Annotated in this window: 13 protein-coding genes; 10 read left to right on the forward strand and 3 right to left on the reverse strand. The window is 62.4% G+C overall.

Annotated elements, in window-relative coordinates:
- Positions 1 to 64: 64 nt before the first annotated feature.
- Together OKW29_RS31605 and dut are read left to right on the forward strand one after the other, a co-directional pair.
- Positions 65 to 1,081 carry an LLM class flavin-dependent oxidoreductase gene (locus OKW29_RS31605; protein ID WP_429293801.1) on the forward strand — a complete coding sequence of 339 codons (1,017 nt, stop codon included), beginning with the start codon at positions 65 to 67 and terminating at the stop codon, positions 1,079 to 1,081.
- A 66-nt stretch (positions 1,082 to 1,147) separates the two neighbouring features.
- A complete protein-coding gene (gene dut / locus OKW29_RS31610; RefSeq protein WP_018421593.1) occupies positions 1,148 to 1,594 on the forward strand; it encodes a dUTP diphosphatase in 447 nt (148 codons plus the stop codon).
- A gap of 142 nt (positions 1,595 to 1,736) precedes the next feature.
- On the opposite strand, the gene clpA is transcribed toward dut, so the two are convergent.
- Positions 1,737 to 4,034 carry an ATP-dependent Clp protease ATP-binding subunit ClpA gene (gene clpA / locus OKW29_RS31615; RefSeq protein WP_090801577.1) on the reverse strand — a complete coding sequence of 766 codons (2,298 nt, stop codon included), beginning with the start codon at positions 4,032 to 4,034 and terminating at the stop codon, positions 1,737 to 1,739.
- Positions 4,031 to 4,345, reverse strand: coding sequence for an ATP-dependent Clp protease adapter ClpS (gene clpS, locus OKW29_RS31620; protein ID WP_008919570.1), 315 nt, complete (start codon positions 4,343 to 4,345; stop codon positions 4,031 to 4,033). Before clpS ends, clpA begins: the two co-directional genes overlap by 4 nt.
- Before the next feature lie 555 nt (positions 4,346 to 4,900).
- Here clpS and OKW29_RS31625 point away from each other — a divergent pair.
- Positions 4,901 to 5,107: a cold-shock protein gene (locus OKW29_RS31625; protein ID WP_007180614.1), complete on the forward strand. Its 207-nt coding sequence runs from the start codon at positions 4,901 to 4,903 to the stop codon at positions 5,105 to 5,107.
- Positions 5,108 to 5,289: 182 nt separating this feature from the next.
- Here the strand turns inward: OKW29_RS31625 and icd are convergent, their stop codons facing one another.
- Positions 5,290 to 6,546, reverse strand: a complete 1,257-nt coding sequence (icd, locus tag OKW29_RS31630; protein ID WP_429293802.1) for an NADP-dependent isocitrate dehydrogenase — start codon at positions 6,544 to 6,546, stop codon at positions 5,290 to 5,292.
- 261 nt (positions 6,547 to 6,807) lie between these two features.
- Between icd and OKW29_RS31635 the strand changes: the two genes are divergently transcribed.
- From OKW29_RS31635 to OKW29_RS31665, 7 genes are all read left to right on the forward strand, one after another.
- Complete coding sequence (locus OKW29_RS31635; protein WP_429293803.1) at positions 6,808 to 7,377, forward strand: pseudouridine synthase; 570 nt, start codon at positions 6,808 to 6,810, stop codon at positions 7,375 to 7,377.
- Positions 7,378 to 7,874: 497 nt separating this feature from the next.
- Positions 7,875 to 8,060, forward strand: coding sequence for a hypothetical protein (locus OKW29_RS31640; RefSeq protein ID WP_090801582.1), 186 nt, complete (start codon positions 7,875 to 7,877; stop codon positions 8,058 to 8,060).
- Positions 8,061 to 8,204: 144 nt separating this feature from the next.
- Complete coding sequence (locus OKW29_RS31645; protein ID WP_184072659.1) at positions 8,205 to 8,720, forward strand: DUF192 domain-containing protein; 516 nt, start codon at positions 8,205 to 8,207, stop codon at positions 8,718 to 8,720.
- A gap of 317 nt (positions 8,721 to 9,037) precedes the next feature.
- Complete coding sequence (gene fusA, locus OKW29_RS31650; RefSeq protein WP_429293804.1) at positions 9,038 to 11,143, forward strand: elongation factor G; 2,106 nt, start codon at positions 9,038 to 9,040, stop codon at positions 11,141 to 11,143.
- Between the two features lie 202 nt (positions 11,144 to 11,345).
- Positions 11,346 to 11,873: a cupin domain-containing protein gene (locus OKW29_RS31655; protein WP_090801585.1), complete on the forward strand. Its 528-nt coding sequence runs from the start codon at positions 11,346 to 11,348 to the stop codon at positions 11,871 to 11,873.
- A 322-nt stretch (positions 11,874 to 12,195) separates the two neighbouring features.
- Positions 12,196 to 13,215 (forward strand): HoxN/HupN/NixA family nickel/cobalt transporter, encoded by a 1,020-nt coding sequence (locus OKW29_RS31660; protein WP_429293805.1) that lies wholly within the window; start codon positions 12,196 to 12,198, stop codon positions 13,213 to 13,215.
- A gap of 388 nt (positions 13,216 to 13,603) precedes the next feature.
- Positions 13,604 to 15,277, forward strand: a complete 1,674-nt coding sequence (locus tag OKW29_RS31665; protein WP_429293806.1) for an ABC transporter substrate-binding protein — start codon at positions 13,604 to 13,606, stop codon at positions 15,275 to 15,277.
- The last annotated feature ends 19 nt before the right edge of the window (positions 15,278 to 15,296 follow it).

Genomic DNA, 15,296 nt, shown 5'->3' on the forward strand with positions numbered 1-15,296 from the left:
GGCCCGTGTGGCCCTGCCATCTTTGCGCGGTTAGCCGACCGGAATCACCTGGAGCACTACTGCCATGACGCTACTCTCCGTGCTCGATCAAACACCGGTGATCGCCGGCCATTCGGTGGCGGACGCGATCGCCGCGACCGTCGAACTCGCGCAACTCGCCGACGACCTCGGCTACACGCGCTACTGGTGCGCCGAGCACCACGGCCTGCGCGGCGTGTCGAATCCCTGCCCTGAAGTGATGCTGGCGCGCCTCGGCAGCGTGACCAAACGCATTCGCATCGGCTCGGGCGGCATCATGCTGCCGTACTACAGCCCGTTCAAGGTCGCCGAGCAGTTCATGATGCTCGAGGCGCTGTTTCCGAATCGCGTCGATCTCGGCGTCGGACGCGCGCCGGGCGGCGACATGCGCACCGCGCAGGCGGTCGCCGCCGGCGCTTACAATCGCGGCGAGCATTTTCCGCAGCAGGTCGCCGAGCTGCTCGGCCTCATGCACCGCGCGCTGCCCGACGATCATCTCGCGCAGGGCGTGCTGCTGCAGCCGCAGATCGATACGCGCCCGCAGCTGTGGATGCTCGGCTCGAGCGACTTCGGCGGTTTGCTCGCGGCGCAGCTCGGCATCCGCTTTTCGTTCGCGCATTTCATCAACGCGCATTTCGGCAAACAGGTCGCGCTGGCGTATCGCGAGCGCTTCCAGCCTGGCAACGACGCGTCGCGGCCGTACCTGGCGGCCGCGGTCTTCGTGATCTGCGCGGATACCGAGCAGGAAGTCGCGGACCTCGAAAAAGCCGTCGATCTGCGTCGCGTGCAGATGGCGTATGGTCTGAACGAACCGATACCCTCGATCGAGCAAGGCATCGCGCAGGAATATGGCGAGCGCGAACAGCTCGTGATCGACCGCGAAAAGCCGCGCAGCATCATCGGCACGCCTGAGCGCGTGACCGAACGGCTCACGGATTTACAGCAGCAGTTCCAGGCCGACGAGCTGATGGTGCTGACCGTCGCCGGCAGCTATCGTGCGCGCTTGCGCTCCTACGAACTGCTCGCCGACGCGTTTCAGCTCGGCTCGAACCAGGCGGCTTGATCGCAAAGGCGTTGCCAGTCAGCCGCGTGCCCCTTCACCAATCTCACCCCCAACTATCGAACCTGAATGAAACTCGACCTGAAGATTCTCGATCAGCGCATGCGCGAACAGCTCCCCGCTTACGCGACGACCGGTAGCGCCGGCCTCGATCTGCGCGCCTGCCTCGACGAACCGCTGACGCTGAAACCCGGCGAAACCGCGCTGGTGCCGACCGGACTCGCGATCCACGTCGGCGACCCCGGTTATGCGGCGTTGATTCTGCCGCGCTCGGGTCTCGGCCATAAGCATGGGATCGTGCTCGGCAATCTGGTCGGCCTGATCGATTCCGATTACCAGGGCCAACTGATGATTTCGACGTGGAATCGCGGCGAGACGACATTCGTGCTGAATCCGATGGAACGCCTCGCGCAACTGGTGATCGTGCCCGTCGTGCAGGCCGGGTTCAATATCGTCGATGACTTCGAGGAAAGCGTGCGCGGCGCGGGCGGGTTTGGTAGCACCGGCAAGCATTGATCGATTGCTGCGACGCGGCGGCTGGCGCCTTCAGCGCACGCCGTGAGAAAAAACCAGAGCATAAAAAAACGGCGCGGGATAAACCCACGCCGTTCTGCCTTTGGTGTCCGGCCAGCTCAACGCAACGTCGGCCTGACTGACATCACTCGACTTCCACCGCCTCCGGATTCGGATTGCGCGGCGCCGGATGCTCGTCGAAGGTCAACTGCACCTTGTCGTCGGCATCGACGTCGACCGTCACGCGGCCGCCGTTCATCAGCTTGCCGAACAGCAGCTCGTCGGCGAGCGCACGACGGATCGTGTCCTGGATCAGGCGCTGCATTGGCCGCGCGCCCATCAGCGGATCGAAACCGTGCTTCGCCAGATGCTTGCGCAGCGCATCGGTGAACAGCGCATCGACCTTCTTCTCGTGCAGCTGATCTTCCAGCTGCATCAGGAATTTGTCGACCACGCGCATGATGATTTCCTCATCGAGCGAACGGAAGCTGATCGTCGCGTCCAGACGGTTGCGGAACTCCGGCGTGAACATGCGCTTGATATCGACCATCTCGTCGCCCGCCTCGCGGCGGTTCGTGAAGCCGATCACCGACTTGCCCATCGCCTCGGCGCCCGCGTTCGTCGTCATGATGATGATGACGTTGCGGAAGTCCGCCTTACGCCCGTTGTTGTCCGTCAGCGTGCCGTGGTCCATCACCTGCAGCAGCACGTTGAAGATGTCCGGATGCGCCTTTTCGATTTCATCGAGCAGCAGCACGCAATGCGGCTTCTTCGTGATCGCCTCGGTCAGCAGGCCACCCTGGTCGAAACCGACGTAGCCCGGCGGCGCGCCAATCAGCCGGCTTACCGCGTGACGCTCCATGTACTCCGACATGTCGAAGCGGATCAGCTCGATGCCGAGCGTGAACGCGAGCTGCTTCGCGACCTCGGTCTTGCCGACGCCGGTCGGACCCGAGAACAGGAATGCGCCGATCGGCTTGTCGAGCTTGCCGAGGCCCGCGCGCGCCATCTTGATCGCGGCCGACAGTGCGTCGATAGCCGGATCTTGACCAAACACGACGCTCTTCAGATCGCGGTCGAGCGTCTGCAGCTTGCTGCGATCGTCCTGCGACACGCTTTGCGCCGGCACGCGCGCGATCTTCGAGATGATTTCCTCGATCTCGTTCTTGCCGATCGTCTTCTTCTGCTTCGACTTCGGCAGAATGCGCTGCGCCGCGCCCGCTTCGTCGATCACGTCGATCGCCTTGTCCGGCAAATGACGATCGGTGATGAAGCGCGCCGACAGCTCAGCAGCCGCCGACAGCGCACCCGACGAATACTTGACGCCGTGGTGCTCTTCGAAGCGCGATTTCAGCCCGCGCAGGATCGCGACCGTCTGCTCGACGGTCGGCTCGGTCACGTCGATCTTCTGGAAACGACGCGACAGCGCCGCGTCCTTTTCGAAGATGCCGCGATATTCGGTGAAGGTGGTTGCGCCGATGCACTTCAGCGTGCCCGACGAGAGCGCCGGTTTCAGCAGGTTCGACGCGTCCAGCGTGCCGCCCGACGCGGCGCCCGCGCCGATCAGCGTATGGATTTCGTCGATGAAGAGAATGGCGTGCGGACGCTCTTTCAGTTCCTTCAGCACCGTCTTCAGACGCTGCTCGAAGTCGCCGCGATACTTGGTGCCCGCGAGCAGCGCGCCCATGTCGAGCGAATACACCTGGGCATCGGCCAGGATGTCCGGCACTTCGCCGCGCGTGATGCGCCATGCGAGCCCTTCGGCGATCGCGGTCTTGCCGACACCGGCCTCGCCGACCAGCAGCGGATTGTTCTTGCGGCGGCGACACAGCACCTGCACCACACGCTCGACTTCCGACTCACGTCCGATCAGCGGATCGATGCGGCCGTCCTTCGCCATCTGGTTCAGGTTCTGCGTGAACTGGGCGAGCGGCGTTTCCTTCTGCGCGGCGGCTTCGTCGGACTCGGCATTCGCATCGCTCGCCTTTGCGGCGTCCGAACTGCTCGTCTTGGCGATGCCGTGCGAGATGAAATTGACTACGTCCAGACGCGTGACACCCTGCTGCTGCAGGTAGTACACCGCATGCGAGTCCTTCTCGCCGAAGATCGCGACCAGCACGTTCGCGCCGGTCACTTCCTTCTTGCCGTTCGAGGTGGACTGCACATGCATGATCGCGCGCTGGATCACACGCTGGAAACCGAGCGTGGGCTGCGTGTCGACGTCGTCCGTGCCGGGCACGGTCGGCGTGTTGTCATGAATGAAGTTGCGCAGGTTCTGGCGCAGATCCTCGATATTGGCCGCGCATGCGCGCAGTACCTCTGCCGCCGTCGGGTTATCCAACAGCGCGAGCAAAAGATGTTCGACCGTTATGAACTCGTGCCTTGCCTGGCGCGCTTCCATGAACGCCATATGCAGGCTGACTTCCAGTTCCTGGGCAATCATGCTTCCTCCATCACACACTGCAGCGGATGCCCGGCCTGCCGTGCGTGGGTAACGACTTGCTCGACTTTGGTCGACGCGATGTCCCGCGTATAGACCCCACAAACTCCCCTGCCCTCGCGATGCACCTTCAACATGACCTGCGTTGCGGTTTCACGATCCTTATTGAAATATTCCTGCACGATCATCACGACAAATTCCATCGGCGTGAAGTCGTCATTCAGCAGCACCACCTTGTACATGGACGGCGGCTTGAGTTTCTGCTCCTGCCGCTCCAGTACGGTGCCGTCCTGCTTGTCCGGGATAATCGCCATACACCCATTCTAAACAACTAGGACAGGCCCGCAATCCTGTCAGAACCCGGCCGCCCGGCCGATGAGCCCGTTCGCTGCCACCCGGCGGTCACGACGCTGTCATGTTCGGCCTGGCCTGCGCGTTTTCGACGGGCCGATTGCGGTGCCGGCCCCGATCCTGTCATGCGCGGCGCGTGCTGCACCGCGGTCGGATCGAGTATCGCACAACCTGCCGGTACTGGCTGCGAGCGCTCGCCGCGCTGGGCGTCGGCGCCGCGGGCACAGTCAGCATGTGACTGGATTATGCGACTTTTCAAGCCACGCCGCTTGCGCCACCGCACATACGGAAGCGGTAAAAACCCTGGAAAGCGGCCTGTTTGCAACGCGACAACGACGTCTCAAAATTTTCTTGACACTCGAATAAAGAGCCCCAACAATCAAGCTGGCACTTTTTTCACCAAGCCATAATTTCGAAAAAATGCCGATGGTGAGCTTGTGAGGAGGGAACGACTGCTTCGCGTGGTCGTGGCTTTTCGAGGGCTCGTGGTAGTGACATGAGTTACAGGGGAAGTTGGAATGGCAACTGGTACGGTCAAATGGTTTAACGACGCAAAGGGTTTCGGATTCATCACGCCCGACGAGGGCGGCGAGGATCTGTTTGCACACTTCTCGGCCATCCAGATGAATGGCTTCAAGACGCTGAAGGAAGGCCAGAAGGTCACCTTCGAAGTCGTGCAAGGCCCGAAAGGTAAACAGGCATCGAACATTCAGGCGCCAGCCTGAAGCGTTTCGACACCCGTCCTTTTTGAAACCCGGCTCCGCGCCGGGTTTCTTTTTTGCGGCAGCTTTCTATTGCAACGGATTTTCCGGCCGGAAAGCCGCGCGAAAATTCCGGGTAAAAAAATACCCCGGCCGTTTGCTGGCGCCGGGGTTTTTATGCGAACCGCATAATCCCGGCGCGTCAATTACATATTTTCGATCATCACTTGCCCAAATGCCGAGCACGACACCTGGGTCGCGCCTTCCATCAGGCGGGCAAAATCGTAAGTAACGCGCTTTTGCAGGATCGATTTTTCCATCGAGCTGATTATCAGATCCGCCGCCTCGAACCAGCCCAGGTGGCGCAGCATCATTTCCGCTGACAGGATTTCCGAGCCGGGATTCACGTAATCCTTGCCCGCGTATTTCGGCGCCGTGCCGTGCGTCGCTTCGAACATCGCAACCGAATCCGACAGGTTCGCGCCCGGCGCGATTCCGATTCCGCCGACCTGCGCGGCGAGCGCGTCCGAGATGTAGTCGCCGTTCAGGTTCAGCGTGGCGATCACGTCGTATTCGGCCGGGCGCAGCAGGATCTGCTGCAGGAACGCATCGGCAATCACGTCCTTCACGACGACGTCGCCGCCGGTCTTCGGATTCCTGACTTTCATCCAGGGACCGCCGTCGATCAGTTCCGCGTTGAACTCCTTCTGCGCGAGCGCGTAGCCGTAGTCGCGAAACGCGCCTTCGGTGTACTTCATGATGTTGCCCTTGTGCACCAGCGTGACCGAGCGGCGTTCATTGTCGATCGCGTACTGGATCGCCTTGCGCACCAGACGCTCGGTACCTTCGCGCGACACCGGCTTGATGCCGATACCCGACGAATCCGGAAAGCGGATCTTCTTCACGCCCATTTCTTCGCGCAAGAACTTGATGATCTTCTTCGCCTGTTCGGATTCAGCTGGCCATTCGATGCCCGCGTAGATGTCTTCCGAGTTCTCGCGGAAGATCACCATGTTGGTCTTCTCGGGCTCGCGCACCGGCGAGGGCACGCCCATCAAATATCGCACCGGGCGCAGGCACACATAGAGGTCCAGTTCCTGGCGCAACGCGACGTTCAGCGAGCGGATGCCGCCCCCGACTGGCGTGGTGAGCGGCCCCTTGATCGACACGATGTATTCCTTGACCGCCTGCAGCGTTTCGTCCGGCAGCCATACGTCCGGGCCGTACACCCGGGTCGCCTTCTCGCCCGCGTAGATTTCCATCCAGTGGATTTTCTTCTTGCCGCCGTACGCCTTTTCGACCGCCGCATCCACGACCTTGAGCATGACCGGCGTGATGTCCAGACCAGTGCCGTCGCCTTCGATGTACGGGATGATCGGCTCGTCGGAAACGTTGAGCGAGAAGTCGGCGTTGACGGTGATCTTATCGCCACCTGTCGGAATCTTGATGTGCTGATACGGCATGATCGGACTCCAGTGAAAGCTGTGCAAAAGCTGATGGGAGACTGCGAAAGAGACGCCCTCGCCGCGCAATGCCGAACCGCCGCGAGCGGCCTGGCCGCTATTCTAGCCCACGTCCCACGCGCGACGCGGCTGCCCCTCGCTCCGGGTTTTCCAACATAGACGGCCTCTCGAACGCGCCACGCTCCTCTATAAGATAGAAGAATCTGCGTCCCGGTTTATGCATTATCATCGCGCCGTATCGCTCTGCCGTATCGCTCTCCTATGCGCCTTCTCGCCCTCAACAAGCCGTTCGGCACCATCTGTCAATTTTCGCCACACGAGACGCGGACGTCGCTTGCCGACTGGGTCAGGCTACCCGGCGTCTATCCGGCCGGCCGGCTCGACTCCGATAGCGAAGGCCTGCTGCTGCTCACCGACGACGGCGCGCTGCAGGCGCGCATCGCCGAGCCGCGTCACAAGCTCGTCAAACGCTATTGGGCGCAAGTCGAAGGCGCGCTCGACGACGCCGCGTTGAAAAAGCTCGCGCGCGGCGTCGATCTCGGCGACTACGTGACACGCCCATGTCAGGCGACCTATGTTGAACCGTCCAGCTCGCTGTGGGCGCGCACGCCGCCGATCCGCTATCGCGCCGCGGTCCCGACCACATGGATCGAGCTGTCGATCACCGAAGGCAAGAACCGTCAGGTGCGTCGCATGACGGCGGCGGTGGGTTTTCCGACGTTGCGTCTCGTGCGCGTCGGCATCGGTGCGCTTGACATTTTTTCACTCGGACTGCAACCGGGACAGAGCACGGAGTTGCGAACGAACTCGCCATGGGATGGCGTCACCTGAACATGATTTGACGATTGTTCGTTCATCGCCGCAACACCGCGTGCCGAACTCACGCACGCGCGAATCAGCCTGCACGTGCTCACTCCAAACCCGTTTCACGGCTGTGACAATCAAGCTAACTCGTTGTAGCAGCACGCAAAATAATGCGTGAAACGCAGGCCCGAAATGCGTGAAACAAGTGGGCTCGCCGCGAGCCTGCGCCACGCGGTTTGATCGCGTGTCATCACGATCAAAATATCCGCGCAATTCGCGTCAACCGCCGTACAACTCCACGCGTTATTCGACGCAGATGCCGCCGAAGCTATCCGGCATTCAGCCTTAAAGACATTTGCATACGCCGTTTTCGCGCGGCGAGTACGAAAGTCCGAACGCTAGCAGACGCGTCGAAAAATTTGTTCGATGCGGCTGTCAACCGAAAGGTGGATGGCACGTTTACCGACATGACTCTACATATGCCGGGTCATTTGGTTAATTAACTCAAGCTGAGGATTCACAAAATGAACAAACTGATCGCCGCTCTGGTCGCTGGCCTCTTCGCAACGGCAGCATTCGCACAAGCATCGGCACCGGAAGCAGCTCCGGCAGCTCCGGCAGCAGCTTCGTCGGCAAAGAAGACCACCAAGCACGCTCACAAGAAGTCGCACAAGAAGGCAGCAGCTGCAGCTTCGGCAGCTTCGGAGTAAGTTGCTTGTAAAAACGCAGTAAAGAACTAGCTTCATTGCCGTTCTTACGGCGTTGTAAGGCAGATCACCGCAAGGCGATCTGCCTTTTTGTTTTTGACGCGCTCGCGTAACATGCGCGAGTCAATTTCAGCAAGGAGTCTTGCCGTGCGATTTTCCATGCGCTCGTCGATGGCGCGTTTCGCCATTGCCGTAGCACTGCCGCTCGCGGCGCTGTCGTTCGTCGTCACCACGGCTCCCGCCCAGGCGCAGCAGATGCCGCCGGGCGCCAAGCAGCCGAGCGAGTTTCCGCGCGTCAAGCTGACCGCTGGCATGTTCGTGATCGACGCGGCCGTCGCCGCCAACGACGCGGACCGCGAACAGGGCTTGATGTATCGCACGAAGCTAGCGCCGAACGAAGGGATGCTGTTCGTGTTCAACGAGAACGCGGGCCACTGCTTCTGGATGAAGAACACGCTGATCCCGCTGTCGATCGCATTCATGCGCGCCGACGGCACGATCACCGACATCGACGAAATGCAGGCCGAGACCACCAACAACCACTGCCCGACGCACAACGGCGTGTTCGCGCTGGAAATGCCCAAGGGCTGGTTCTCGGCGAAGGGCATCAAGCCGGGCATGCAGGTCCAGGGCTTACCGCCGGTGCCGGGTGTCACGCAATAAGACCCTCACCGCCGGGCCGCGTGTTCGTGCAGCCCCGTAAATGGCCCCGGGGCGGCCTCTGAGCGGGGGCACCGTCCCGCCACGCTGTCCCGCGAAAAGCCGGCGTCTCAACCCGAGGCGCCGGCTTTTTTTCGCCCGCTCAGCCCCGCGCCACCAGCCTTCGCGCCGGCTGGCAGGATTCATGCAAAAGACCAATCGACGCGCTATCCTTGTAATCTCGATAAGGTAACGCCAGATAAAGCACCACTCAGACTCCCCGGGCGGCCCACGCGGTCGCCCGGCATGCGTTTCAGGCGCGCCATTACAAGGAGATTCACGTGCCCCGCAAGACTCCCATCGAGCGCTACCGGAATATCGGCATCAGCGCTCACATCGATGCCGGCAAAACCACCACCACCGAACGGATCCTGTTCTACACCGGCGTGACCCACAAGATCGGCGAGGTTCACGACGGTGCGGCGACGATGGACTGGATGGAACAGGAGCAGGAGCGCGGCATCACGATCACGTCGGCGGCCACGACCGCGTTCTGGAAAGGCATGGCCGGCAACTATCCCGAGCATCGGATCAACATCATCGACACCCCCGGGCACGTCGACTTCACGATCGAAGTCGAGCGCTCGATGCGCGTGCTCGACGGCGCCTGCATGGTGTACGACTCGGTCGGCGGCGTGCAGCCGCAATCGGAAACCGTGTGGCGCCAGGCGAACAAGTACAAGGTGCCGCGCATCGCATTCGTCAACAAGATGGACCGCGTCGGCGCGGACTTCTTCCGCGTGCAGCGGCAGATCGGCGATCGTCTGAAGGGGGTCGCCGTGCCGATCCAGATTCCGATCGGCGCGGAAGAGCACTTCCAGGGCGTGGTCGACCTCGTCAAGATGAAGGCGATCTACTGGGACGACGACAGCCAGGGCATCAAGTTCGAGTACCGCGACATCCCGGCTGAACTCGCGGCCACCGCGAAGGAATGGCACGACAAGATGGTCGAGGCCGCGGCCGAGGCGAACGAGGAACTGCTCGAGAAGTACCTCGGCGGCGAGCCGCTGAGCGAAGCCGAAATCAAGCACGGCATCCGCGCGCGCACGATCGCCAACGAGATCGTGCCGATGTTGTGCGGCAGCGCGTTCAAGAACAAGGGTGTGCAGGCGATGCTCGACGCGGTGATCGACTATCTGCCGTCGCCGGTCGACGTGCCCGCGATCACCGGTCACGACGAGCACGACAAGGAAATCGAGCGTCATCCCAACGACGACGATCCGTTCTCGGCGCTCGCCTTCAAGATCATGACCGACCCGTTCGTCGGTCAGCTGATCTTCTTCCGCGTGTACTCGGGCGTGGTCAACTCGGGCGACACGGTCTACAACGCGGTCAAGGAAAAGAAGGAACGCCTCGGCCGGATCCTGCAGATGCACGCGAACGAGCGCAAGGAAATCAAGGAGGTCTACGCGGGCGACATCGCCGCGGCCGTCGGCCTGAAGGAAGCGACCACCGGTGACACGCTCTGCGATCCTGATCATGTGATCATCCTTGAAAAGATGATCTTCCCGGACCCGGTGATCTCGCAGGCCGTCGAACCGAAGACCAAGGCCGACCAGGAAAAGATGGGCATCGCGCTGAACCGTCTCGCGCAGGAAGACCCGTCGTTCCGTGTGCAGACCGATGAGGAATCCGGACAGACGATCATCTCCGGCATGGGCGAGCTGCACCTCGAAATTCTGGTCGACCGGATGAAGCGCGAGTTCGGCGTGGAAGCGACCGTCGGCAAGCCGCAGGTCGCGTATCGCGAAACCGTGCGCAACAAGGTCGAGGACGTCGAAGGCAAGTTCGTCAAGCAGTCGGGCGGCCGCGGTCAGTATGGCCACGCGGTGATCGCGCTCGAGCCGAGCGAACAGGGCAAGGGCTACCAGTTCGTCGACGCGATCAAGGGCGGCGTGATCCCACGCGAATTCATCCCCGCCGTCGACAAGGGCATCCAGGAAACGCTGAAAGCCGGCGTGCTCGCGGGCTATCCGGTCGTCGACGTGAAGGTCACGCTGACCTTCGGTTCGTATCACGACGTCGACTCGAACGAAAACGCGTTCCGCATGGCCGGCTCGATAGCGTTCAAGGAAGCGATGCGCAAGGCGAAGCCCATCCTGCTCGAACCGATGATGGCCGTGGAGGTGGAAACGCCCGAGGACTTCATGGGCAACGTGATGGGCGACCTGTCGAGCCGACGCGGCATGGTGCAGGGCATGGAAGACATCGCGGGCGGCGGCGGCAAGCTGGTGCGCGCGGAGGTGCCGCTCGCCGAGATGTTCGGCTATTCGACGTCGCTGCGCTCGGCCACTCAGGGCCGCGCGACCTACACGATGGAGTTCAAGCATTACGCCGAGACGCCGAGCAATGTCGCCGAGGCCGTGATCAACGCGAAGAAGCAATGACGCTGACGCGGCGGCGTTGAGCGCGACAAGCCGAAGCCCGCTCCCTGTGAGCGGGCTTTTTTTATGGCGCCGTTTGCATCGTCGAGCCACGCACCCGTTTTTTGAACGTGCCAGAATGTTCATCAGCCATGCGGCACGCCCCTGAATCGTAAGACCGAAGCGAACGACTCGAACGCGGCACGCCAGCCTAGGAGGAGACACGATGAGCCACGATCACGAACATCCGCATTACCGGGCCGAGCACGACGCCGCCGAAGCCAGCCAGCAGATCGACTGGCGCGAACACGGCGTGAAGGTCATCCGCGGCGATCAGCTCGACACCAACACCGCGCAAACGCCGGGCATGAACCGCGCGGCCGCGATCAACGCGGCGCGCGTCGGCGCGCAGAAAATCTGGGCCGGCACCGTGACGATCCATCCGAATGCGAAGACCGGCGCGCATCATCATGGCGCGCTCGAAAGCGTGATCTACGTTGTGCGCGGCCAGGCGCGCATGCGCTGGGGCGAGCATCTGGAATTCACCGCCGAGGCCGGTCCCGGCGACTTCATCTTCGTGCCGCCCTATGTGCCGCATCAGGAGATCAACGCGAGCACCGACGAGCCGCTCGAATGCGTGCTCGTGCGCAGCGACAATGAAGCGGTCGTCGTCAATTTGAACATCGACGCGGTGGAGCAGCCGGAAACCGTCTACTGGGTCGATCCGATCCACAAGCATCCGCACGATCACTAGGGTCTGTTTACATATGGAACGCACGTGCGAATGCCCGCTATCGGCCGCAGGGCAAGGAGTAAGGAGCGCTGCGTGGCCGCGCCACGTGAGCGACGCACGACGCCGCCATGCGGCCGATAGCGGGCATTCCCCTGGAATGAAATTCAGAACTGGGGTTGCCGCGAGAAGGGCCGCTCGCTGCGTCATGCTCCTTGCGAATACGTCGAGTATTCGTGGCGTCGCAATCCTTGCGAGCGGCCCTTCTCGCGGCAACGCACGTGCGTTCCATATGTAAACAGACCCTAGCCGCTCATCAACCTATCCATTCATCCGCTCGTGCCACATGACGCCTAACGCCTCGCTGCGCCCTCGCCTCGTCGCGCTCTACGCGGTGCTGCTCGCCGCCAACCTCGGCGCATGGCTGTGGGCGCTGATCGCGTTTCGCCACTACCCGCTGCTGCTCGGCACCGCGCTGCTCGCGTATGGCTTCGGTCTGCGTCATGCGGTCGACGCCGACCACATCGCGGCGATCGACGCCGTTACGCGCAAGCTGATGCAAACCGGCATGCGACCGGTCGGGATCGGGCTCGCGTTTTCGCTCGGCCATTCGACGATCGTGATCGCGGCGACGATCGGCATCGCCTGGACCACGCATTCGCTGAATGGGCGCTTCGAGAGCTTCAAGGAAGTTGGTGGCACGCTCGGGACACTGGTTTCCGCGTCGTTCCTGCTGGTGCTCGCGGCGGTCAATCTCGTGGTCCTGCGCGACGTGTGGCGCCGCTACCGGCACACGCAACGTGGCGACGCTGCGACCACAGCGTCAGCCGATGCGCTCGCCCCAGCCGGGCTGCTGTCGCGCGCATTGCGGCCGCTGTTTCGGCTGGTCACGAAAAGCTGGCAGATGTATCCGGTCGGCGTGCTGTTCGGGCTCGGCTTCGACACCGCGACCGAGGTCGGCCTGCTCGCGATCGCTGCGTCGCAGGCCAGCACTGGCCTGCCGCTCTATTCGATCCTCGTGTTCCCGGCGCTCTTCACGGCCGGCATGACGCTTGTCGATTCGACCGACAACGTGCTGATGGTGCACGCATACGGCTGGGCGATGGACGACCCGAAGCGCAAGCTTTACTACAACGCGAGCATCACGTTCGTGTCGGCGATGGTCGCGATCGTGATTGGCGGCGTCGAGGCGCTGGGGCTGCTGTCGGATCGCTTCGGCTGGAGCGGCGGGGTGTCGGATGCGATCGTCGGAATCAACGATCATTTCGGCGCGCTCGGCTATGCGATCGTCGCGGCCTTCATGGCGTGCTGGATCGGCTCGGTGCTGTTTCATCGCTGGAGACGGCCGGATACGGCGGCACGATAAGTGGCCTAGCCTACCGAGAAACCGATCTACACCGTAGGTTTCCTTGAGAGTTCCACCTTGTGGAGTTCGAAACCGCATTTCGCACCGCGTTGCTCCGCCAATCCGTCCACAATCGCGGCCGCCCCTCGCGAGCACGCGTCCGGTAACCGTTGTGACGACGACACACCGCGCGTCATTTATCGGCCGATCGACTAGCGCGGCGCACCCCCGGTGCGCCAGAGCCGCGAGCAATCGCTTACACTGAGACCGCTCTGCACAGCGTTGCCCTTTCGCGATAGCGGCCCCCCTACATCCCATCGCCCATCGGAAGGCGCGCTGCCCCTCGCGCCGTCGCGCGGCTCGCGCGACGCCTCCGAACCAGCAACAGAACGGGTTGGACACGCCATCGATGAAAACGCCAGCGGACCGATTTCTCGCACCTGACGCATTGGACGCAGCCCGCCTCACAGCCGACGCCTACGGCAACCACGCCCTCGACGAGTTTGTCGCCGGCCGCATCACGCGCCGCGAGCTGCTACGACATGCGAGCGTGATCGGTCTGTCGCTTGCGGGTGGCGGCCTGCTCGGCGCGCCGCGAGCGCGGGCGCAAGGTGCACCGCCCACGTCGAACCAGACGATCCGCGTCGCGCATCTGACGCCGGCGGGGGCCGTCGATCCGCTGACGGTGACTGACGCCGCGAGTCTCGCGCTGCTGAACCAGACCGGCGAATTCCTGATCGACGACGACGGCGAGAAGCTGATGCTGAAGCCCGCGCTCGCGCTGTCGTGGAAGCCGAACGACAAGGGCGACGTGTGGACCTTCAAACTGCGCCCCAACGTGAAATTCCACGACGGCCAGAGCTTCGGCGCGAAAGACGTGGTCGCGACCTTCGACCGTCTCGCCGATCCCGCGAGCGGCTCGGCCGCGCTATCGGTACTAAAGGGCGTGCTGTCGAAAGGCGGCGCGAAGGTCGTCGATGAACACACGGTGGAGTTTCATCTCGACGCGCCGACCGGCAATTTCCCGTACTACGTTTCCTCGGATAATTACAACGCGGTGATCCTGCCCGCGAACTTCGCGGGCAACTACGAAAAGAGTTTCATCGGCACGGGTCCGTTCAAATTCGAAAAGTATCAGCCGAAGGTTGGCGCGTCGTTCGTGCGCAATCCCGACTACTGGGGCGAAAAAGCGTTACCGCAACGCGTACAGTTTTCGTTCTACGCCGACGAGCAGGCTCAACTGCTCGCGTTGCAAGGCCATCAGGCCGACGTGATGGGCACGTTCACCGTGCAGGGCGGCGCGGCCATCCTGAACAATCCGGACTACAAGGCGGTCGGCGTCAAGTCGAGCGCGCACCGCCAGATTCACATGCGCAACGACAGCCCGCTCTTCAAGGACAAACGCGTGCGTCAGGCACTCGCGTTGTCGCTCGATCGCGACGTGATCGTGCGTGGTCTCTTCAAGGGTCGCGCACAACTCGGCAACGACAGCCCGTTCGCGCCGGTGTTTCCATCGTCGGATGCGGGCGTGCCGCAACGCAAGATCGACGTCGCGAAGGCGAAGCAGCTGCTCGCGCAGGCCGGCGTGCCGAACGGTTTCGACGTCACGCTGACCACCGAAAAATACATGGAGATCCCCGACCTCGCGGTCGTCGTGCAGAACGCCGCGAAGGCGATCGGCGTGCGCATCAATCTGAAGGTCGAGAGCCAATCGCTCTACTACGGCGCGGGCACGCCGGGCAAATCCGACTGGCTCGACTCGCCGCTCGGCATCACCGATTACGGCCATCGCGGCGTGCCGAACGTGTTCCTCAACGCGACGCTGACGAGCAACGGCACATGGAACGCCGCGCACTTCAAGAATCCGCAATACGATCAACTGGTCGCGCAGTTCGTCGCGGCGATCGATCTCGCCACGCAAAAGAAAATCTCCGGGCAGATCCAGACGCTATTGCTCGACGAAACGCCGCTGATCATTCCGTTCTTCTACGATCAGCTGATCGCGATGCGCAAGGGCGTGAACGGCGTGCGCTTCACTGCGCTCGCGCAACTGTATTTCGATCGCGCGACGCTCAGCGCGTAAGCAGCGCGCGGTCCGCCTC

This window comes from Paraburkholderia sp. CI3 (assembly GCF_050436505.1).
Classification (GTDB): Bacteria; Pseudomonadota; Gammaproteobacteria; order Burkholderiales; family Burkholderiaceae; genus Paraburkholderia; species Paraburkholderia tuberum.

Bases quoted from the DNA above. Each gene is read 5' to 3' on its own strand.
- OKW29_RS31605 (WP_429293801.1), top strand. From the start codon at position 65: ATGACGCTACTCTCCGTGCTCGATCAAACACCGGTGATCGCCGGCCAT.
- dut (WP_018421593.1), top strand. From the start codon at position 1,148: ATGAAACTCGACCTGAAGATTCTCGATCAGCGCATGCGCGAACAGCTC.
- clpA (WP_090801577.1), bottom strand. From the start codon at position 4,034: ATGATTGCCCAGGAACTGGAAGTCAGCCTGCATATGGCGTTCATGGAA.
- clpS (WP_008919570.1), bottom strand. From the start codon at position 4,345: ATGGCGATTATCCCGGACAAGCAGGACGGCACCGTACTGGAGCGGCAG.
- OKW29_RS31625 (WP_007180614.1), top strand. From the start codon at position 4,901: ATGGCAACTGGTACGGTCAAATGGTTTAACGACGCAAAGGGTTTCGGA.
- icd (WP_429293802.1), bottom strand. From the start codon at position 6,546: ATGCCGTATCAGCACATCAAGATTCCGACAGGTGGCGATAAGATCACC.
- OKW29_RS31635 (WP_429293803.1), top strand. From the start codon at position 6,808: ATGCGCCTTCTCGCCCTCAACAAGCCGTTCGGCACCATCTGTCAATTT.
- OKW29_RS31640 (WP_090801582.1), top strand. From the start codon at position 7,875: ATGAACAAACTGATCGCCGCTCTGGTCGCTGGCCTCTTCGCAACGGCA.
- OKW29_RS31655 (WP_090801585.1), top strand. From the start codon at position 11,346: ATGAGCCACGATCACGAACATCCGCATTACCGGGCCGAGCACGACGCC.
- OKW29_RS31660 (WP_429293805.1), top strand. From the start codon at position 12,196: ATGACGCCTAACGCCTCGCTGCGCCCTCGCCTCGTCGCGCTCTACGCG.
- OKW29_RS31665 (WP_429293806.1), top strand. From the start codon at position 13,604: ATGAAAACGCCAGCGGACCGATTTCTCGCACCTGACGCATTGGACGCA.